Below are 18,019 nucleotides of genomic sequence, written 5' to 3'. Positions count from 1 at the left end.
GCCTCCTCAATAGCTCGAATACAGACGCGTCGGCGTCGGCGACAGGCTCGTATCCGGCTTGCGAGCATCCAGGTTGTAGCGCACATAGACCATCGCGGAGCTCGGTGCGTAATCGTGCGAGCGGTCGATGTCGAACAGCAGCCCGGCCACCAGATGCGGACTGAAACGGTGTTCGACGACGCCGGTCAGGCCGTAAAGGAACGACACGCCGCGCGTCGAGCTGGCCCCATACACGTTGTTGCTGTTGCTCAGCGCCGCCGGGTTCAGCGCCGCCGACGCCGGCAGACCGTTCGGATAAAACGGCGAACTGCGCTCATACGAGTTCGACACGCCGACCGTCGCGGTCAGATCCCAGCGCCACGCGCCGCGGCGGCCCTGCCATTCGACCGGGAAACCGAGCGACAGATAGCGCTGCGGGCTGTAATAGCCGCCCTGGCCGAAAGTGTAGAACCGCAGATTGTTCGCATAGTGCCATGCATTGCCGACCACGCCGGTGCTGACTCTCATGTCGGCGCGCTCGAAGACCGGCACGGTCGCTCCCGTGCGCAGCGTGACGCCGGTATTGGAAGCGACGTTGCGGCCGGTGAACATCCCGGCGCCGACGTCGGCGAACAGGTTCACGCGGCCGACGTCGACGGAAGAATGCACATCCAGCCCGTCGCGGCGCACGCCGCCCCAGACCGCGCCCGTCCACGGATCGCGAAGCCCCGCGTACGACAGTTCACTGCTGGTTTGCGGCCGCCGCGACAGATTGACGGTGAAGCTGCTGTCGTCGCCGGCCATGCGGTAGCGCACGCCGCCCACGAGGTAATGCACGGGGAAGCCGATCGGCGTCGTGCCGAGATCGAACCGCAGATTGTCCGACCGGTAGCCGATGCCGCCGCCCGCACCGGTCGCATGCTGATGGAAGCTCGCCACCGCGGCGGTGCTGCTATCCGTCAGCGCCGCGTGCGTGCCGAGCGTGTCGAGCAGACTCGAGTCGGAGCTGCTCAGCGTGCCCGCATCGAGATTGACGACGTCGACATGCGCGAACACATGTCCGTCGTAACCGACCGGCAACTGCGCATAGACCGGCACCTGCTGCGCGTGATAGTTCGAGATGCCCTCGTCGCCGGACTTGTAGGCCGGATACCACGCCGCTTCAATCGACGGATCGCGGCGCTGCTCGAGATCGCTCAACGCCACTTGCGCCGGCGTGCCGTTCGGACCGGGACTCACGCCGGCGCTGCGCTCCTGCATCTCGGACTTGCGATACAGCGCCGCCGCGTCGTCGTAGCGGCCGAGGTCCTCGCTGATGCGCCCCCGCTGCGCAGTCACGTCGTAGCGGTCGGGAAACGCGCTCGCCAGTTCGTCGGTCAGCGTCTGTGCTTCATACGGCCGGCGCAACGCGGCCAGCCGGCGCGCCGCCGAGAGCCGCGTATCGATGTCGTCGGGCGCGCTTTGCTCGACAACGCCGTGCACGAGATCGAGCGCCTCGCGACGCTTGCCGCTTTCCTGAAGCACGCGGGCCAACGCAAGCTGCGCATCGGGATCGTCGGGATGCTCGGCGAGCAGTTTTTCGAGCGTCGCGCGGGCGCCGGCGAATTGGCCCTGCGCGCGCTGCAGATCGGCGACCTCGAGCGTGTAGCGCGGATCGCGCTGGCCTTCTTCGTCGACGGCCGCGAGAACCGCCGCCGCGCGCCGGTAGTCGCCGGCGTCGATCGCGGCGTCCGTCCGGCGCAGCGCAAGCCGCACCGACTGGTCCTGCAGCCGCGCGCGCTGTGCCGCGGTCAACGCGGCGTCGTTGCGCAGGTCGCGCAGCCACGCGTCGAGTTCGTCGTCGCGATGCGCGGAGCCGAGCAGATCGCCATAGCGCAGCCTGACGTCGTCGTCGGTCTGTTGCGGGTGCGCCTTCATCCAGTCGGCGAGGCGCGCGAGACCGCGATCCGGTTGGCCCATGTCGATTTCGAGCGAGCCCACCGACGCGGTCAGGTTCGCGTCGTCGGCGCCGAGCGCCGCGGCTTGATCGAGCGCGGCTTTGCCCGCCTGCGCCTCGCCCGCGGCATACGCGGCGCGCGCCGTGACGAGCGCCTGCTGCGCATCCAGATTGCGGCCGAACGCGCGCATCGCATCGGTCTGGTTCGCGGCCGGTACGCTCGCGAGCAACGCGCGCGCGCCGGCCAGGTCGTCCGTGGAATTGCGGTAGAGCGCGGCGGCGTAATGCATTTCCGGCGAATCGGAAGCCTTGAGCCCTTCGTCCATCACCGTGCGGCCGAGTTGCGGCAGGCCGAGATCGCGGTAGATGCGAGCGAGCGCGAAACGCGTCCACGGCGAATCCGGTGCTGCGCGCAGCGCCGCTTCGTAACGGTCGATTGCCTGCGCGCGCAGGCCCTGCTGCGACAGCCGCTCGGCTTGCGCCACCAGATTGTCCGCGCGAATCTGCGCGAGTTCCGCGCGATCCGCCGGCGCGCGGAAGCGGTTTTGCACGGCATCCAGCAGCGGCCCGATGCGTTCGTCGCGGCCGGTGTTGTCGAACAGCGTCGCGGTGCTGCGCACCGTCGCGAGGCTCGGATCGCGGGCGCTCAGCAATTCCTTCAGCAAGGGCTCGGCGTTCGCCCAATCTTTTTGCGCAAGCAGCGAGTCGGCGAGCACCAGCTTGGCGTCGGTATTCGATACGTTCATGGCGAGCGCCTCGCGCGCCAACCGCGCGGCTTCGTCCGGCCGGCCGGCCGCCGCGGCTTGCCGCGCGCGCGTGAGCGTGGCCCAGAACTGCGCGGTGCGGGCGAGGCCTGTCCACTTCGCGCGATTGTCGGGCGCGAGTTGCGCGGCGCGCTGAAAGAGCTTTTGCGCCTCGTCCTGGCGGCCCTCGCGCATGCGCAGCAGACCGAGGCCGCCGACCGCCTCGGCGTCATCGGATCGCGCCTGCGCGGCGCGTGTCAGCAGCGGATCGGCGGCGGCCAGATCGTTGCGCGAGAGCAGCGCGAGGCCGCGCTTCTGCGCGATGTAATCGGGATTGCTTTCGAGCCGGCGTTGGGCGTCGACTTTGTCTTTGACCACGGCGAGGCGGTCGTGGAACTCGGTGTCGTCCGGCGCGAGCGCGACGTAGGCGCTCAAGCCCTGCACATAGGCCGGATCGGGCCCTGCGGACTGCAACACGCGATGCCACAGGTCCATCGCCGCGCCGTGGTCCACATCCTTGCGGGTGGCCAGCGAACGGGCGATGCGCTCGGCCTCGGGCCGCGTGTCGCTGCTGCGATTGAGCAGGCCGGCGAGCGCCATCGCGGCTTGCGCGTCGGCGGGATCGGCGGCGAGCCGCGCGCGCAGCGCGGCGACCGCACGCACCCGGCCCTCCGGCGTGCCGGCGACGATGCTGTAGTACTCCGCGCCGAGCGGCCCGGACGGCGCGCCGTGCGGGAACAGCGCCTCAAGGCGCCGCGCGGCTTCTTCGGACTGACCGCTGCGCGCGAGCAGGCGGATCGTGGCGAGCTCGCCACGGCCGCTTGTGGCCACGCGGAACTCGTCGTCCGACTGTTGCGCGAGTTTGCTGCCGGGCGCGGCCTGGTGCAGCTTCGTCAACGCGGCCTGGGCGGCCTGCGCCTGGCCGAGGCGCAAGTTAATGCTGACGAGTTCGGCGAGCAGGACAGGCGATTGCGGCGCGATGAGCAACGCTTTGTCGATTGCCTGCTTGGCGAGGTCGTCGCGACGCTTGGCGCTCCACAGCCGCGCGGTTGCGTACAGCCGGGAGATGTTGGCGGAATCGGCGGGTGATGCGGCGGGTGATGCGGCGGGGGTGGGGTTTGCGGTGCTTGGGGTGGCGGTGGTGGTGATGCTGGCCGCGGCGTTACCGCTGGCCGCGGCGCTGGCTACGGCTACGGCTCTGGCGCTGGCGTGCGCTGCGGCGCGGGCGCTGGAATCGGCGCTGGCGCGAGCGTGGGCTGCGCCGCTCTTGCTGACCTCGGCACTCATGCTGGCTGCGGCACTCGTGCTGGCTGCGACGGTTGCGCTGGCCGCTGCCGCGCCGCCATTGCGCGTGCCCTTGCCCGCTGACCGCGCGGCGCGTGCTTGTGCCGGCTCGGCCGGCGCCGCCGGCGCCGTCGACGCGGAACCGGAAGCCTGCGCTGCCGCCTCCTGCGCGGCAACAGCATGCGCGAGCGGCGGCATGCCGCACGTGAGACCGGCCAGCCACAGCGCGCGCGCAATTCGCGAGCGCGCGCGAACAGCGACGGTTAGCGTTTCGCGGGACGGCAAACAGAACTCCAGGGCAAGTCGAGCGACCCATCGGCCGCAAAGCGATAGCGGCCATCGCGCCAGCCGAGGCCGAACAGCGTCAGCACGCTCGTGTAATAGCCGGGCGCGGTCTGCGCATCGAGCTGGTCGACCCGCGCGGACTGCCGGTCGGCAATCGACGTCTCGCCGCGCGCGATCAGGAACGGAATCGCCGCAGCCGAAAAGCCCGCGTTGCCGTCGTTCGCTCCGGGTTTCGCGTCGGTCGTATCGATGCGCTCGGGCGGCGCTCCGTGTTCCGCGATATAGCGCGCGAACGGCGTGAAATGATTGAGCAGGCGGCTTTTCAACGGATCGCTGCCGTTGAGCATGCCGATCCACAAGTACACGCGAATCGCGTTGTACGCGCTCTCGGCATGCGTCGCGGGATCGGGCAAAAAGCCCTTGCCCGCGCGATAGAGCGACCAGTCGGGCGAAAAACCCTGCGGCGCCGAGTCGACGAGCATGCGCGCCGACGAATCGACGAGCGCCTGCCAGCGCCGATCAGAAGCCAGCGCGCTACCGAGGCCACGCAGCACCTGAACCGGCGCGTAGCTCGGATTGACGCGCCACAAATCGGCCTCGGGATGAAAACCCGTCGGCCCCGGCAACAGCGTGAGGCCGAGCGTCGGCACGCGCGCGGTCTCCTCGTCAAGCACGCGCCTGGCAAGCGCCGCGCCGCGCGCCGTGTAGCTGCGCTCGTTCCAGACACGCCCCGCTTCGAGCAGCGCATAGGCGATCCACAAGTCGGCGTCGGACGCCGCGTTGCTGTCGAGCACGCCCCATTTGCCGTCCTGCCCTCGCCCCCACAGCCAGGCGGGCAGATGGGCCGTGAGATCGCCCGCGGCCAGATTGTTCTCGGTCCAGTGCAACAGACGATCAAACGACGCGCGGTCGTTGGCGACGAGCGCAAAGAACAGTCCGTACGATTGGCCTTCGGAGACCGTGCGGTCGTCGTCGGAACCGACGTCGATCACGCGGCCGTCCGGCGAGACGAACTTGCGCCTGAACTGTTCCCACGCGGGCCAATCGGCGGAAACGGCGAGTACCGTGGATTGCGCGCCGCCGGCATTGTCGAAGGCGCGGAAAGCCTGGGCGGGACAGGCGGCGGTGCCGGTCGCGCCGGCCGCCGACGTAGCAGCGGAAGAAGTAGCCGAAGTACCAGCCGAAGCAGCAGCGGAAGAAGCGGCCGAATTAGCAGCCGAAGAAGCAGCCGAAGCCGCGGCCGCAACACTCGCCGGCGCCAGCGCCACACCCGCGGCAAGCCACGCCAGCACCGCGCCGCACACACCCGACGCGACGCGACGCGCGGGACGTGCCCATGCCACGCGCGCAACGCCGACAGACGGCGACTGCACGCCGTTCGCGCGAACCTGAACTGTGCGCTTCACCATCAGAGACCCCGGCGGCGCGCCGCAAGCTCCTGGAGTGCGACAAAGGCGCCGATCGCCAGCAGCAGACCGCCGAGCGCGCCCAGCAAGCCGAGCACGACCGGATGCCTGATCGCGCTGCTCCAGATGCGCGCATACCACGGCACGTAGCCGACCAGATAAGTTTCGCCGACGCGCAGGCTGTCGATCTGTCCGTCGCGGACCAGCGCGAGATCGCCTTGCAGCCGCGACACGCTGTCGCCGCGTTCGAACACATCGAGCATGTCGCTCAGATGCGCCGGGCTCGTCGCCTGCATGACGACCACGCTGCGCCCCTTGGTGCCCGGCTGCTGGAAGCCGAACAGCGCGGCGAGCGCGCCGTCCTGCTCGAGCTGTGCGCTGCCGCCGGCGACGGGCGCGCCGTTACGCCAGTGCTCCTTGACCGAGAACGACGCGCGCACGGTGCCACTCGGTGCGCCTGAGCCGCCCGCGCCGCCGGCCGCGCCTTGCAGCGCGCCGAGCGTGAGCGGCAGCGCCGCTTGCCACGGCGTTTGCGCAAGCACGCCGGGCGAGCCGCCGACGAACAGCATGTCCTTCGTTTGCGCGAGCGACGCAACCGCCGCGGGTCGAATCACTTGCACGCGCAACGACGGGTAGCCGGTCCATTGACCCATGTGGCCCATCATCGTCAGGAATGCTTCGAGTTCCTCGGCGCCCGCATGCGGCGGAATCACCACCGCCGTCTGCGAAAGATCGGCGTAGCGCGTGAACGGAAAGCCGCTGTTGGCGAAGAACGCAAGGTTCGGCATCTGCGCGTAGTGGACGAAATGCGAGAAGTCGATCGTCGAATCCGGGTCGACCGCAGCCTGCACCGGATTCGCCGCGACGCCCTGGCACAAGCCGGTCTTTTGCGAATCGAGGTTAAAGCGCAATTGCAACTGGTTCGAACTGCCGACGCGAAACGCCGGAATGTCGATCGAGTTGGTCGAGTGGCTCGGCTGGTCCGAGAGTACCGGCAACTGCATGCGCCCTTGCCCGTCCTCGGCGCTCGCTTTCGGCAGACGCAGCGACTTGACGAGCTGATCGTTGATGTTGACGGCCAGCGCGGAATTATTGACCACCGTCGGCGCGGTGTAGCGGTAATGCAGGTCGAGCGGAACGCCCGTGCCGCTCCACGAAAAGAGGTCCGCGGGCACGCGCAGATTCACGCGGATCGCATCGGGATTGCTGCCGCTGACCTGCAGCTGCGCCGGGTCGTCGACGAGTTCCTTGAACGTGACGGGACGGTCGACCGGCACCCAGCGCGGCGCATCGTAAGGCTTGCGCGGCTCGCCGATGTCGATATGCGCGACCGTCGTCGCCGGGCCGGACAGCGCGGCACGGCCGAGCACGAGCGCATCGACGGCGCGCTCGACTTCGGCCGCGTCGCGGCCCGTGACGACGAGCAGCTTCTTGTCCTGCGCGGCGGGGTTGTCGACGACCATCAAGGTCGGGCCGGCCGGCGCGGGCAGCTTCAGTTGCGCGGGCAACGAAGACGCGACGCCGATCACGACGCCGTGGCTGTCGGCGGGAAGCCCCGACACCACCGGAAAGCGCGCCTGACGGTAATCGGCCAGCATGCCGAACCAGGACGCCAGGACGCCGGCGCTGCGCACCGTCTCGTTGTCGGGATTGGCGGGCAACAGGAACGGCAAACGCAGGCGCGACACGTCGCGGCGGTCGAAGAACGGCGCGGGCAGCAGCGCCAGATCGTTCGGCAGACGGACCGCCGACGTTTGCAGGATCAGTTCGCTCGTCGGGCTGACGTCGGCCCACAGCGCGGAGTTTTGCGGGTCTTCGCAATGATCGAGCGTGTAGTGCGCGATCAGATTCAGGTTGAGCTGGTTGTAGTCGGTGAAAAAGCGCGGGTCGAGCACGATGTCGCGCGTGACGGCCTGCCCCGCCTGTTCGCGCTCCAGCGGCACCGTGGCGACCGACTCGCCGTTCACCGACACCTTGATGTGCGACATCGGAAACACGAGCGACGGCGAATACGTGTAGCGCAGGCGCAGCGTCGCGGCCGTCACCACACGGTCGAGCCGCACGCCGACGTTGACCGTGCGCGTGTCGTCGAGACCGCGCAGCGCCAACGTCTGATAGGCGCCGAGCATGGAGAACGGCAAACGCAGGGCGCCAGCGCTCGTTGCGGCGGACGATCCGCCCACGGCGGCAGAAGACGCAGATGCCAGCGGCGCGGCAGCGAGCTTGCCGGCGATTCCAGCGGAAGCAGCCGACGCAGCAGCGGAAACCGAGGACGCGTCGGTTGCGGGCACAACCGTTGTGCGCGCCGGCGCTTCGCCGCCACGCGCGGCCACCGACATCGACGGATAGATAGCCGCTGCGAGCGCGCATGCGCCGGCCACCAGTGACACACAGAACGAGACAGCAGGCTTCATGAACTGATCAGACTCTCGCGCCCCCGCAGCACAATTGCTGGCAATGCTGTGGCAAAGCCAATTCCCTGGCCGGGATGCTGATGGGATAGAAGGAAGGGGCAATAATAAGACAACAGAAGGTAAGGTCACACTGCTTTACGTCACGGCAGCCGAAAACTGGAGCGCAAATCTCAAAATGATGCCGCACGATGTCGCGTGCGCGAGACAGTAGCAGCGCGAACACCCGGCGGCCACACAGACAGAGGCCCGTGTGGCATGCTTCTGCGGATGTCCAGAATGAACCGATCGATGCGCCGCCCGAACGATCCGCCGCCGTCTCCCGTCGCTCCCAAACGCAGCGGAATCTTGCGCGGACTGTTCGCGCTGCGGCACTCTTATGACGGATTCCTTACGACCCTGCGTGAGGAAAGCGCATTCCGTCAGGAAACCGCGCTCGCCGCGGTGTTGATGCCGTTTGCGTTGCTGCTGCCCGTCACGCCGGTCGAACGCGTGCTGCTGATTTCGTCGCTGCTGCTGGTGCTGCTGGTCGAGTTGCTGAATTCGAGTATCGAAGCGGCAATCGACCGCATTTCGCTGGAGCGGCACGAGCTTTCAAAACGGGCCAAGGATTGCGGCAGCGCGGCGGTCACGTTGTCGCTGTTGATCTGCGCGACGGTCTGGCTGCTGCTCGCCGGGCCGGTGGTCGTCAGGCTGGCTGAGGCTTATCTTTAGTTTTCTTTGAGCTGGCTTCAGAAGCCGCGCGCAAGGCGGGCCTTCGGAAGCCCGCCCACCATTCGACATTCGACGTCAAGCCACTTGCAGCGGCGAAGCGTCGCGCGCCGGCAATACGGGACGGCGCGTGTCGGCACGCGACAGCGAGCGGCCATCCGCGGCTCCGGCCGACTGAGCGCCATCCACGCGAAACACCGCGACCGCGTCGCGCAAAACCGCCGCCTGTTCTTCCAGCGATTTCGCCGCCGCCGCGGCCTCCTCGACGAGCGCCGCGTTGTGCTGCGTGACTTCGTCGATCTGCGAGACGGCCTTGTTGACCTGCTCGATGCCGTCGCTCTGCTCGAGCGCAGCCGCTTCGATCTCTCCCATGATGCCGGTCACGCGCTCCACCGACTGCATCGCCTCGTGCATCGTGCGGCTTGCCTCGGCGACGAGCGATGCGCCCTGCTCGACCTGAGCGGCCGAATCGCCGATCAGCTCCTTGATCTCCTTGGCCGCCGCGCCCGAGCGCTGCGCGAGGCTGCGCACTTCCGAGGCCACGACTGCAAATCCGCGCCCCTGCTCGCCGGCGCGCGCCGCTTCGACGGCCGCGTTCAGCGCGAGAATATTGGTCTGAAACGCAATGCCCTCGATCATGCCGATGATCTCCGTCACCTTGCGCGACGACTCCGTAATGCCGTCCATCGTTTCGGTCACGCGCGACACGACCTTGCCGCCGCGCGTGACGGTATCGAGCGCGCCATGCGCCAGCCGGTTGGCCTGCTTCGCGTTGTCCGCGTTCTGCTTCACCGTCGCGGAAAGCTGCTCCATGCTGGCCGCCGTCTGCTGAAGCGCCGCGGCCTGCTGCTCGGTGCGCGCCGACAGATCGGTGTTGCCCGACGCGATTTCGTTTGCGCCCTGCGTGATGGCCGTGGTGCTGCCGCGCACTTGCGAGACCGTTTCGACGAGACCGTCGCGCATCTTCGTCAACGCGCTCAGCAACTGGCCCATTTCATTGCGCGACTGGCTCTTGATCGCCACCGTCAGATCGCCTGCGGCCATGCGCTCGAAGTGCTTGACGGTCGCGTTGACCGGCTTGATCAGCGCCGCCGACAACGCGATGCGCGCCGCCACGCCCACCGCGATGGCAAGCGCGCCGATCGCGGCGAAGAGCAGCGTCGCCATCTGGAAGCGTTGTTCCGCGGTCGCGGCCTGGCGATGCTGATTCTCGATCTGCGCGTGTTCGAGTGCGTCGATGGCCTTCGAATACGTGGCGTAAAACGCGTTCGCCGTCTCGCCCTGAATGTTGCGGAACGTGTTGAAGTCGAAGTCGGTGAGCGCCTTGAACTCGAGTTCGATCGCCTTATCGACGAGCGCGCCGCGCGCCTGTTCGACGTTCTGCGCGAGCTTCTGCTCGGCGTCGCTCGCAAACGGGCCGGCCATGTAATTGCGGAAGTCGTTGTTGGACTCGACCAGCACCTTGTGCGCGGCGGGCAGCAGATCGTCGGTCTGCTTGCCGATGCTAAAGAGCGTTTGATACGAGCCCAGCGCCAGTTGCACTTGCAGGAGCTTCTCCGAGCTTGCCTTCAGATGCGAGAGCGCCGACGCGCTGCGCTGCGTGTCGGCGAGGCTGCTGTTGGCGAGCTTCAGCGCGCCATAGCCGACGCCGATCACCGTCAGCAGAAAGGCAACGAATACGCTGATGACCAGCGTCAGGCCGCCACGAATTGTGATGTTGTTTAGCATGGATTCTCCGGAACGGTCTTGTCGATCCGCGGCGAGTGCGTGTTGCCCCGCGTTGTCCGCACTTCGCCGCATCCAGTCTTAACGGCTCGCGGCAAGCCTCGCTGAATAGGTGAAATCCATGACTGGCGCGGCTTTCCGGGCCATTCTCGCCTCACTATCTGGGATAGTCGGCGGCATCGGCGAGCCCGGCGCTTTTCCGGGCGCGCAAGGTTTCGTTTGTATAATTCGGCGTCTTCGCTCAGGCCCACTTTCATGCTTAGTTTTGCGCTCGGCTTTCTCGTTTCACTGCTGATCACGCTGTTGATCGTGCGCTACGCGCATCTGCATGAAAAATTTTCGACGGACACCGATCTCGCCGGCGTGCAGAAATTCCATGTGCGTCCGGTGCCGCGCATCGGCGGAACGGGCATTCTGCTCGGGCTGATCGCGTCGGCGGTGCAATTGCACGGCGCGTACCCTGCGGTGTCGGGCGGCATCCTCGGACTCATTGCGTGCGGCATGCCGGCCTTCGGCTCGGGTCTCGTCGAAGACCTGACCAAGCGCGTGTCGCCGCTCGCGCGTCTCGTCTGCACGATGGCCGCCGCCGCGCTCGCGTACTTTCTGCTCGACATCGCGGTGACGCGCATCAGCGTGCCGCCGCTCGACTTTCTGCTCTCGTACGCGGTGATTTCGTGCGCGGTGACGGTGCTCGCGGTCGCGGCACTGGCGAACGCGATCAATATCATCGACGGCTTCAACGGCCTGGCTTCGATGGTCGCGTTCATGATGTTCGCGTCGCTCGCCTACGTGGCGTTCCAGGTGCACGATCCGATCGTGCTGTCGGCATCGTTCATGATGATGGGCGCGGTGCTCGGCTTCTTCATCTGGAACTTCCCGGCGGGTCTGATTTTTCTCGGCGACGGCGGCGCGTATTTCATCGGCTTCATGCTCGCCGAACTGTCGATCATGCTGGTGATGCGCAATCGCGATGTGTCAGCGTGGTATCCGGTGCTGCTCTTCATGTATCCGATCTTCGAGACGTGCTTCTCGATTTACCGGAAGAAGTTTATTCGCGGCATGTCGCCCGGCATTCCCGATGGCGTGCATCTGCATATGCTCGTGTATAAGCGGCTGATGCGCTGGGCAGTCGGTACGCGCACCGCACGCGAACTCACGCGGCGCAATTCGCTGACGTCGCCTTATTTGTGGCTGCTGTGTCTGATTGCAGTGGTGCCGGCTACGCTGTTCTGGCGGCATACGCTGCATCTGTTCTGCTTCGTGGTGGTGTTCGCGGCGACTTATGTGTGGCTCTATGTGAGCATCGTGCGGTTCAAGTCGCCGCGGTGGATGGTGGTGAGGAAGGGCAAGCGGTAAGTCGAGTTGCGCCGCACTGCATCGGCGGTGCAGGCCGACGACAGATTGCAGTGCGCTCCAAACCGGCTCGATCGGCCCCATCTTCCAGTTCGCCGCGCTTTTCTTTGCGTCGCGACGCCCTTCTCCGCGCGGGCACGCTTCCGGACTGCGCTGCTGATCTTGACGTCGAGCCGATACCCCCGCGCCGCCCGTTTCGCCGGCACGCAGGAAATCAGCATCGAAGCCGACGTCAGGGATGTTCGTCAGCGCTTCGGCGAAGCTCTCACGCTAAGACGCCCGATCTCTTTGCCACGATATTGCGGTGCTCGGCTTCAGCGCTGCGCCCCTGCGCTGCGGCCAACTCCCGCAGGCTCTGGACGGGTTTACCATCCAGAGCTCTCAACAGCGGACTTGCCACAAATGATTCCACGCGTTGATAGCGTCAGCGATAGAGTCAGGCGCGTGAAGTGCACGCATCCACTCCGCGGCCGACGTGAAACGATTTGCAACCCGAATGCCGAGCGCCTGTCTCGCGGCTGTGCTTAGAGCGACGAGCACGCCACCACTGCTCTTGATGAAGTTGCGCCGCTCACGGTCATCGCGAAAGTGACACGCGTGCGTCAATCGCGAGCCAAATCCTTGTGCCACTGACCGAACTCACACTTTACTTAGACGACCGAGAGCAGATGATGCCTGGACCGCTGCGATGCGAATATCATCCGAGACATCCCGCTAAATTCGGGAGTCTCGGTCAGCCTCGTTCGTGTCTGCTGCATTGCCTGCTCCGGTTCACGGCGATACTTGTACAGGAAGCCCGCGTCGTCGCACTCGATGACAAGTCGCTTTCTGACATGTCCCCGCGCGAGACGAATGCCACTAAGGTCAGCCGGTCGCACTTTCGCACCGACGAGCGCGCGAAGCAGATGGTCGCTCGAGGCTCCTCGCAGATGTGAGATGAGGAGCGCCAGGCGTCGCCCGAGCGTTTCCCGCACCAGCGCTGTTCGAGCGCCAAAAACTTTCGGCCGCTCATGAAGCGGAGCTCATCCGGGAACGCGTAAGGCGTTTCAAGCAGAAGTGCTCCGATGCAAACTGCGTCGCGAATGGCCCTCCGGGAAATAGCGAGCTCCCGGGCGCAGCTGCTGTACCTAGTCCGCTGTCAGCACTGAGCCTGCAGTTAAGATGGTAAGCCCGGGGGGGAGCTGCTTTTCCGGCGGCTGCCCCTCACCCAGCACCTCATAGATGAAACGTGTGGATGTCCGTAAAGCGCACGCCGCCCTTGTCAGACTCCCGCGCTGGTCGTCCAGAACCTCCATGATCTTCTCGCGCGTGAGGATAGGGATGACGGGCCGCGCATAGGCAACCGCATGCATACCCGGACGACTGCCGTTCGTGCCCGTCGAGTTCAATGTCCTCATTAAATCGTTTAGCAGACTAATCAGCTGCTGCTTGCGGATCCACAGCAGGAACTGGCACCAATGTTCATACTGCTCGGCGCGTTCTTCGCGGGTCATCTGCTGTGTTGACCAGCGATCGATCAGAAAGCGCAGATGCTTGGTCTTGAAGTTCCATGGACTTTGCAGGGCAAAGCCGCTTGAGCGCAGCGCCTCGAAACCCTCGAGCAGTTCAGCAATCCGTCGGCATTGCCCTTCCGCCGACACGGGCGTCACTGTCTGGGTGCGGCGGTCGCATGTTACGCGCACCTTCCCCCTGACAAGGTTGCGAAATTCCCGGCGCATCTCCCTGCCCATAGTGCTGCAGGCAATGACATAACGGTAGTCATAGTGAACGTACATGGTTTTCCTTGTATCTAGTTAGTCATCTGGACAGCGCCGAATGCGATCGCCGCCGTACGACGCCGCGACGAGCACGCTACCGTCCATCTTCTCCGCCGAACGGCGCGCGCATGCGGGCGGCAAAAAACGACTCGTTTAGTTCCAGTGGGTAAATCAACTTCAAGAGCGCAACGGGAGGCAGCGATCGTAGCTTCGCCGCGGGGAACAGTCCGGCGTCGCCTGCTGGCTAGCAAGTCAGGAAACAGACGAAGCCGGCCTGCACAACGTCTTTGCGAACCGGTACTTGCCATTTGCGTCGTTGCGCAGTCGCTCGCGCTTGACCCGCACCCTCAGCGCATCCAGCTTCCTGTGACCAAAACCGGACGCTAATAACGTCAACCTGATGCAGGTGATCTCCAGCAGGAGAATTTCGACATCGGTGCATTCCTCAGCGCGTGACGCGATGAAGCGCTCAACAAGCTGAACATCGATGTCTTCCAGCTGCGCCGGGCACGTCGAGCCCGGCAGAGAATGTTCAAATGCGGTCCACACGGCACTCGTGATCGATCGCATGTATTCGTTAAGTCCGATCTCTTCGGCGCAACGTGTCGCCTCCCGAACCAGCAGGATTCCAGACATGCAAACACCTCAGGGTTGTGATTTCCGCTTGTCGGTCGACGGCCAACCGGGTGCAGCTACCGGACCGCGTGACATGTCCCGCCGCCCGATCGGATGGCCGCTCAATTCTTGGTGCCGATATTTCGCCAGTAGACGTGCCCGTGCACGCGGCAAGGGCGATGGCTTGCGCCGACGTACCGCCGCGATGTGTTGCTCGGAGACGTGGTTTTGGAACCTGCCTTTGATGGGCTGACAGTAGTGCGCCAGAATCATCTGCACCCGTGTTGGCCCATGCCCGAGTGATTCGCTCAGTTCAATGAGCACCTCATACGGGGCCATCCCCGCTTCCAGCATCTCCAACGCGCTCTGGAGCGCATAGGTGTAGCGAAGCGAATGGAAGCTGAGCGTTCCCGTCATGCCCGCACGACGAAGCAAGGCTTTCAGTCGGTTCATCGACGACTTGAGCGTTTTCTGTTGCCCCGTGACCAGTTGAAGGTCATGCTCGCGGCTGTAGGCAAGAGCAGCGCGGACGGCCTCGGTCGTCCGTTCACGCTCGCTCGCGATGATGCGCACCTGCCGTGGCCTTGCGTTTTTCGAGCCGCGCATCAGTGCAAGCGTCGCGTCACCGCGCGCAAGGCCATCAAGCCACATCTGCAGATCGGGTGCGCACATCAGCGCCTCCTTTCTTCGGAGCCCGAGATGAAGTGCCAGCGAGATCATGTGGACGAGTCCCGTGTCCACCCTGCTCGCCCGCGCGAGCAGTGCGTCAACTTCTGCAGCCGTCATTGCCCGCTTCGCTCCCATCCTGACGCGTCGGCCGAGTTCGAGGCTTTCATTGCTGCAGACCTCGTTTATGTCGTGACCGGCGTGGCGAGACGTCACACGGATAGCCGAGAACATATTCGCGAGCGTGCCTGCTGCTTTGCCTTGCGCGACGTTGTATTGCGCATAGGCGCGAATTACCCATGCAGGGATCTCCGTGATGGATGCGCGCATCTCACCTACCTGCCGGGCGAAGCGCAGGAGCCCTGTTGTATCCAGCCGTCTGTTCTGCTGTGTTGCGAAGCTGCCGCCCGCTCTTTTGCTGCTTACCGCTGCATCGTGTACCGCTTTTGACATCATGCTCATCGTCGGAACCTCCGGTGTGCGCGCGTACTAACCCGTGATTCGCGCGCGCGTGACGCGAACAGGTCCCCGGAATAACGGCTTTTGCAAGGCATGTCATGTTCGACGGCGCTGCCTGCAGTGCCTGTATTGAAAGCGCTGGACCGGGGCGAGCCAGGCGCATAGGTTGGTTCGTGCTTCGCAAGGAGGGCCGGTACTGCGTTGAGCTGTGGGATCCGTGACGGATAGGCCTTCTGGGTGAAGTAATGGGAGAGGACGGCGAATGCCGCCAAGTGGCGCGATTTGCCGGAGGTACCAGGTGGCCCGTGGTCCGGTGCTGCCTGAGTCACGTGTCCAGTGACGAAACTGACCGCAATCGCATCAGGAGCGCTTACGCCGCAATAACTGTTGCGGGCGACAAGGCATTTTCGAGAGGAAGCCGGTTAAGGCGATGCCGTACGCTGCAGATGATCCGCCATCATGCAGAACATCGCAGCCACCGACTGCCAGATCGCTTGCTCGCGTAGCTGAGCTTCGTCTGGCGTTGCATGTGACGTACATAGCGCGTGAGACTGGCGAGATCGGCCGGAATCACACCTTTGCGCCGAACATTGTCTGGTGGTATCGCTCTCGAAGGAGCCGGCACCACTGACTCTCCTCCACCAGTTACCGCTTGCTGGCATCGGACATAAGGTGTTGCACCGCCTCGGCGGCGGTGCAACACATCCTCAAAGACAACGGGCTGCGAAACAGCGATGCCCGACGACAAAGAGCGCGATCGACGATACACCAAGACAAAGAGGTTCAAGCAGGGAATGCCAGCTGAAACCATGCATCGTGGCTACTTCAAAGCACGCTCCAATGAGCGCCATCGCGCTAAGCATATGAGCGAAGCGCCCGTTGAGCCGTCGCTGCGCAGGAGAAGATGAAAAGAGGTGCATAGCGCCTGCAGCGAACCCACGACGGCAAGGCGCACTGAAGTCAACAAAGTACCCTCGCCCTGTTTCATGCTTCACCAGGTATCGGGTGCCGCCGCAATCTGCGACAAACGATTTCAGCTGATCACACCGATTCAGCACTTCCATCAGGGAAGCAAGGCGCGGCGGCAGAGTGACATGTGCTGACTTGAGGTCAAGCAGCACGCGGTCTCCCAATACGGTGCCGCCCTCGTAAGAAACTTCAACGTTTACAAATTTCACGATTGCTCCATTGTTCACGACTGCTCCACTAGGAAAAAAGTAATAAAGGCGAATCTCCGGCAAGACATCGACCGCCCCACGGACACAAGTCCGTAGGCAGCCTTGTCAAGGAAAGGAGGTGAGGTTCACTGCCCGGTGACCACACATGCCGGGTTGATGGTCCAGACGGAACACCAGAATTGGCAGCCGGGCTGCCGCGAATGGAGTCGTTGGATAGAGAAAAGAAAACGGAGGGAATCTTTCGATTCGTCTTGTCGATGCGTTGAAAACGCGGGGATGGAGTGACTATAGCGGTCCGCAAAGGGCTCTGCGGCGGCGAAAGATCACGAAAACGGGGGGTCTTTCGCTGAACTGCTTTCTGGCACCTTGCTCCACGCGCGTGCCGGGCGCCCCGCTTCGCGCTCCCACAATTGTGCTGCGTGAACCTACGGAAGACATGCGCCCTTCGTCAGATTGTTCTGATAGTTACTGCACTGCCGGAGCTGATGCATCAGTTGCTCGCGCAGTTCGTGCTCGCCATCGTTCTCAACGACTACGTGCTGACCCGTCCCCTGCCGGTATGGGTTCGTCGGTCGTTTCTTGCCCGTGGACTTGCCTGCCAGATCTTACGAAGTCATGTGAATAAGTTAAGGCACTGAATCCAGAGCGCATTTTTCTCCGTCCGTTGTAGCCAATTCAGCAGCACCCGGGCTTTTTCCGTACAGCGCCCGTGTAACTTCACGTTGGCCGGACAACGTAGAGGGTGAGCGCCGATGGGCTACACCGCCTAGTGACTAAGCGTGCATCAACCGATGCAACGCTTGACGCGAGATGCAAGGCCTGCGACAGCCTGCTACGTGCTCCAAGACATCGCAGACCGTGCGAGTCAGTGACGTCCCTGGTCCACCCTCATGATCGACGCGAGCATGACCGCCGTGATGAACGATATGGAGGCGCGATTTTCACCTATCACGCACTGGCTAACCCTGTGCTGGAGTCACTGCGTGGGCTAAACATCCGAAAATTTTAACCATGGTTAAAATTTCTCGATGATGCCCCTCTCCAAGCCTTTGTTTTATTGGGTTTTTTTCGACGAACCTTGTTCCAAAAATGGAAATTTGGAAAAAATCTTGGAACAGGTCACCGCGTCTCTGGATTGAGCAACCGGTACAGGCTCTGGCGCGGGATGCCTAGGTTTGCCGCAGCTTGGCTTTTCATGCCCGAAGTCTGCTCGACCACTTGCTTGACAGCTTCTTGCGTCAACGCCCAAGTCTTCTTCGCGGTAAGTTTCGCGATTGGCAACATGTTCAAAGAAGACAGCGAGCCTGAGTTGTTTGCTTACGATCTCCCCCGACTCGCCATCAACCCAGTGGAGTTGGAAGACGTTCTTCGCGAGGTCTACACCGACCGTCGTAACTTCATTTCGGACCCTTCGGTTAGCCTGTGAAGATCTCAATGATCTTCCCATTTGGGCACATCAATGCCGTCGGCCCGTGAGGGTCCACTTCTTTTGGCTGCTCGCATCCGGTAGT

Annotated in this window: 12 protein-coding genes; 3 read left to right on the top strand and 9 right to left on the bottom strand. The window is 64.3% G+C overall.

Translation table 11 applies throughout. The features are described 5' to 3' along the window. Nucleotides 1–6: 6 nt before the first annotated feature. From CUJ91_RS03610 to bcsB, 3 genes are read right to left on the bottom strand one after another with little or no spacing between them, the layout of a single operon-like run. Nucleotides 7–4,227: a cellulose synthase subunit BcsC-related outer membrane protein gene (locus tag CUJ91_RS03610; protein WP_114155828.1), complete on the bottom strand. Its 4,221-nt coding sequence runs from the start codon at nucleotides 4,225–4,227 to the stop codon at nucleotides 7–9. Beyond that, complete coding sequence (gene bcsZ / locus CUJ91_RS03605; protein ID WP_114155827.1) at nucleotides 4,206–5,636, bottom strand: cellulose synthase complex periplasmic endoglucanase BcsZ; 1,431 nt, start codon at nucleotides 5,634–5,636, stop codon at nucleotides 4,206–4,208. Before bcsZ ends, CUJ91_RS03610 begins: the two co-directional genes overlap by 22 nt. Beyond that, nucleotides 5,636–8,047, bottom strand: coding sequence for a cellulose biosynthesis cyclic di-GMP-binding regulatory protein BcsB (bcsB, locus tag CUJ91_RS03600; RefSeq protein ID WP_114155826.1), 2,412 nt, complete (start codon nucleotides 8,045–8,047; stop codon nucleotides 5,636–5,638). Before bcsB ends, bcsZ begins: the two co-directional genes overlap by 1 nt. A gap of 276 nt (nucleotides 8,048–8,323) precedes the next feature. On the opposite strand from bcsB, the gene CUJ91_RS03595 reads away from it, so the two are divergent. After that, nucleotides 8,324–8,758, top strand: a complete 435-nt coding sequence (locus CUJ91_RS03595) for a diacylglycerol kinase (protein ID WP_374709762.1) — start codon at nucleotides 8,324–8,326, stop codon at nucleotides 8,756–8,758. Between the two features lie 75 nt (nucleotides 8,759–8,833). Here CUJ91_RS03595 and CUJ91_RS03590 read toward each other — a convergent pair whose 3' ends face one another. After that, nucleotides 8,834–10,483: a methyl-accepting chemotaxis protein gene (locus tag CUJ91_RS03590; RefSeq protein WP_006048614.1), complete on the bottom strand. Its 1,650-nt coding sequence runs from the start codon at nucleotides 10,481–10,483 to the stop codon at nucleotides 8,834–8,836. A gap of 252 nt (nucleotides 10,484–10,735) precedes the next feature. Between CUJ91_RS03590 and CUJ91_RS03585 the strand changes: the two genes are divergently transcribed. Beyond that, entirely contained in the window at nucleotides 10,736–11,836 is a 1,101-nt protein-coding gene (locus CUJ91_RS03585; RefSeq protein WP_006048615.1) for an MraY family glycosyltransferase, read from the top strand. A gap of 262 nt (nucleotides 11,837–12,098) precedes the next feature. Here CUJ91_RS03585 and CUJ91_RS35260 read toward each other — a convergent pair whose 3' ends face one another. The 5 genes from CUJ91_RS35260 to CUJ91_RS33960 form a co-directional block, all read right to left on the bottom strand. Then, a complete protein-coding gene (locus tag CUJ91_RS35260) occupies nucleotides 12,099–12,233 on the bottom strand; it encodes a FitA-like ribbon-helix-helix domain-containing protein (protein WP_425273891.1) in 135 nt (44 codons plus the stop codon). Between the two features lie 727 nt (nucleotides 12,234–12,960). Next, nucleotides 12,961–13,608, bottom strand: a complete 648-nt coding sequence (locus tag CUJ91_RS03570; RefSeq protein ID WP_006048616.1) for a hypothetical protein — start codon at nucleotides 13,606–13,608, stop codon at nucleotides 12,961–12,963. A 234-nt stretch (nucleotides 13,609–13,842) separates the two neighbouring features. Next, the gene (locus CUJ91_RS03565) at nucleotides 13,843–14,226 is read right to left on the bottom strand and encodes a hypothetical protein (RefSeq protein ID WP_006048617.1); all 384 of its coding nucleotides are present in this window, start codon (nucleotides 14,224–14,226) and stop codon (nucleotides 13,843–13,845) included. A 9-nt stretch (nucleotides 14,227–14,235) separates the two neighbouring features. Further along, nucleotides 14,236–15,333: an integrase domain-containing protein gene (locus CUJ91_RS03560; RefSeq protein ID WP_006048618.1), complete on the bottom strand. Its 1,098-nt coding sequence runs from the start codon at nucleotides 15,331–15,333 to the stop codon at nucleotides 14,236–14,238. A gap of 704 nt (nucleotides 15,334–16,037) precedes the next feature. Continuing rightward, nucleotides 16,038–16,508 (bottom strand): hypothetical protein, encoded by a 471-nt coding sequence (locus tag CUJ91_RS33960; RefSeq protein ID WP_153067608.1) that lies wholly within the window; start codon nucleotides 16,506–16,508, stop codon nucleotides 16,038–16,040. Between the two features lie 1,078 nt (nucleotides 16,509–17,586). On the opposite strand from CUJ91_RS33960, the gene CUJ91_RS34680 reads away from it, so the two are divergent. Beyond that, nucleotides 17,587–17,934, top strand: a complete 348-nt coding sequence (locus CUJ91_RS34680) for a hypothetical protein (protein WP_244231017.1) — start codon at nucleotides 17,587–17,589, stop codon at nucleotides 17,932–17,934. The last annotated feature ends 85 nt before the right edge of the window (nucleotides 17,935–18,019 follow it).

The sequence above is a fragment of the Paraburkholderia graminis genome, assembly GCF_003330785.1.
GTDB lineage: Bacteria > Pseudomonadota > Gammaproteobacteria > Burkholderiales > Burkholderiaceae > Paraburkholderia > Paraburkholderia graminis.
Note: the sequence above shows the minus strand (reverse complement) of the source record. Positions and strands in the feature narration are given on the sequence as shown.

Bases quoted from the DNA above. Each gene is read 5' to 3' on its own strand.
- bcsZ (WP_114155827.1), bottom strand. From the start codon at position 5,636: ATGGTGAAGCGCACAGTTCAGGTTCGCGCGAACGGCGTGCAGTCGCCG.
- bcsB (WP_114155826.1), bottom strand. From the start codon at position 8,047: ATGAAGCCTGCTGTCTCGTTCTGTGTGTCACTGGTGGCCGGCGCATGC.
- CUJ91_RS03595 (WP_374709762.1), top strand. From the start codon at position 8,324: ATGAACCGATCGATGCGCCGCCCGAACGATCCGCCGCCGTCTCCCGTC.
- CUJ91_RS03590 (WP_006048614.1), bottom strand. From the start codon at position 10,483: ATGCTAAACAACATCACAATTCGTGGCGGCCTGACGCTGGTCATCAGC.
- CUJ91_RS03585 (WP_006048615.1), top strand. From the start codon at position 10,736: ATGCTTAGTTTTGCGCTCGGCTTTCTCGTTTCACTGCTGATCACGCTG.
- CUJ91_RS03570 (WP_006048616.1), bottom strand. From the start codon at position 13,608: ATGTACGTTCACTATGACTACCGTTATGTCATTGCCTGCAGCACTATG.
- CUJ91_RS03565 (WP_006048617.1), bottom strand. From the start codon at position 14,226: ATGTCTGGAATCCTGCTGGTTCGGGAGGCGACACGTTGCGCCGAAGAG.
- CUJ91_RS03560 (WP_006048618.1), bottom strand. From the start codon at position 15,333: ATGAGCATGATGTCAAAAGCGGTACACGATGCAGCGGTAAGCAGCAAA.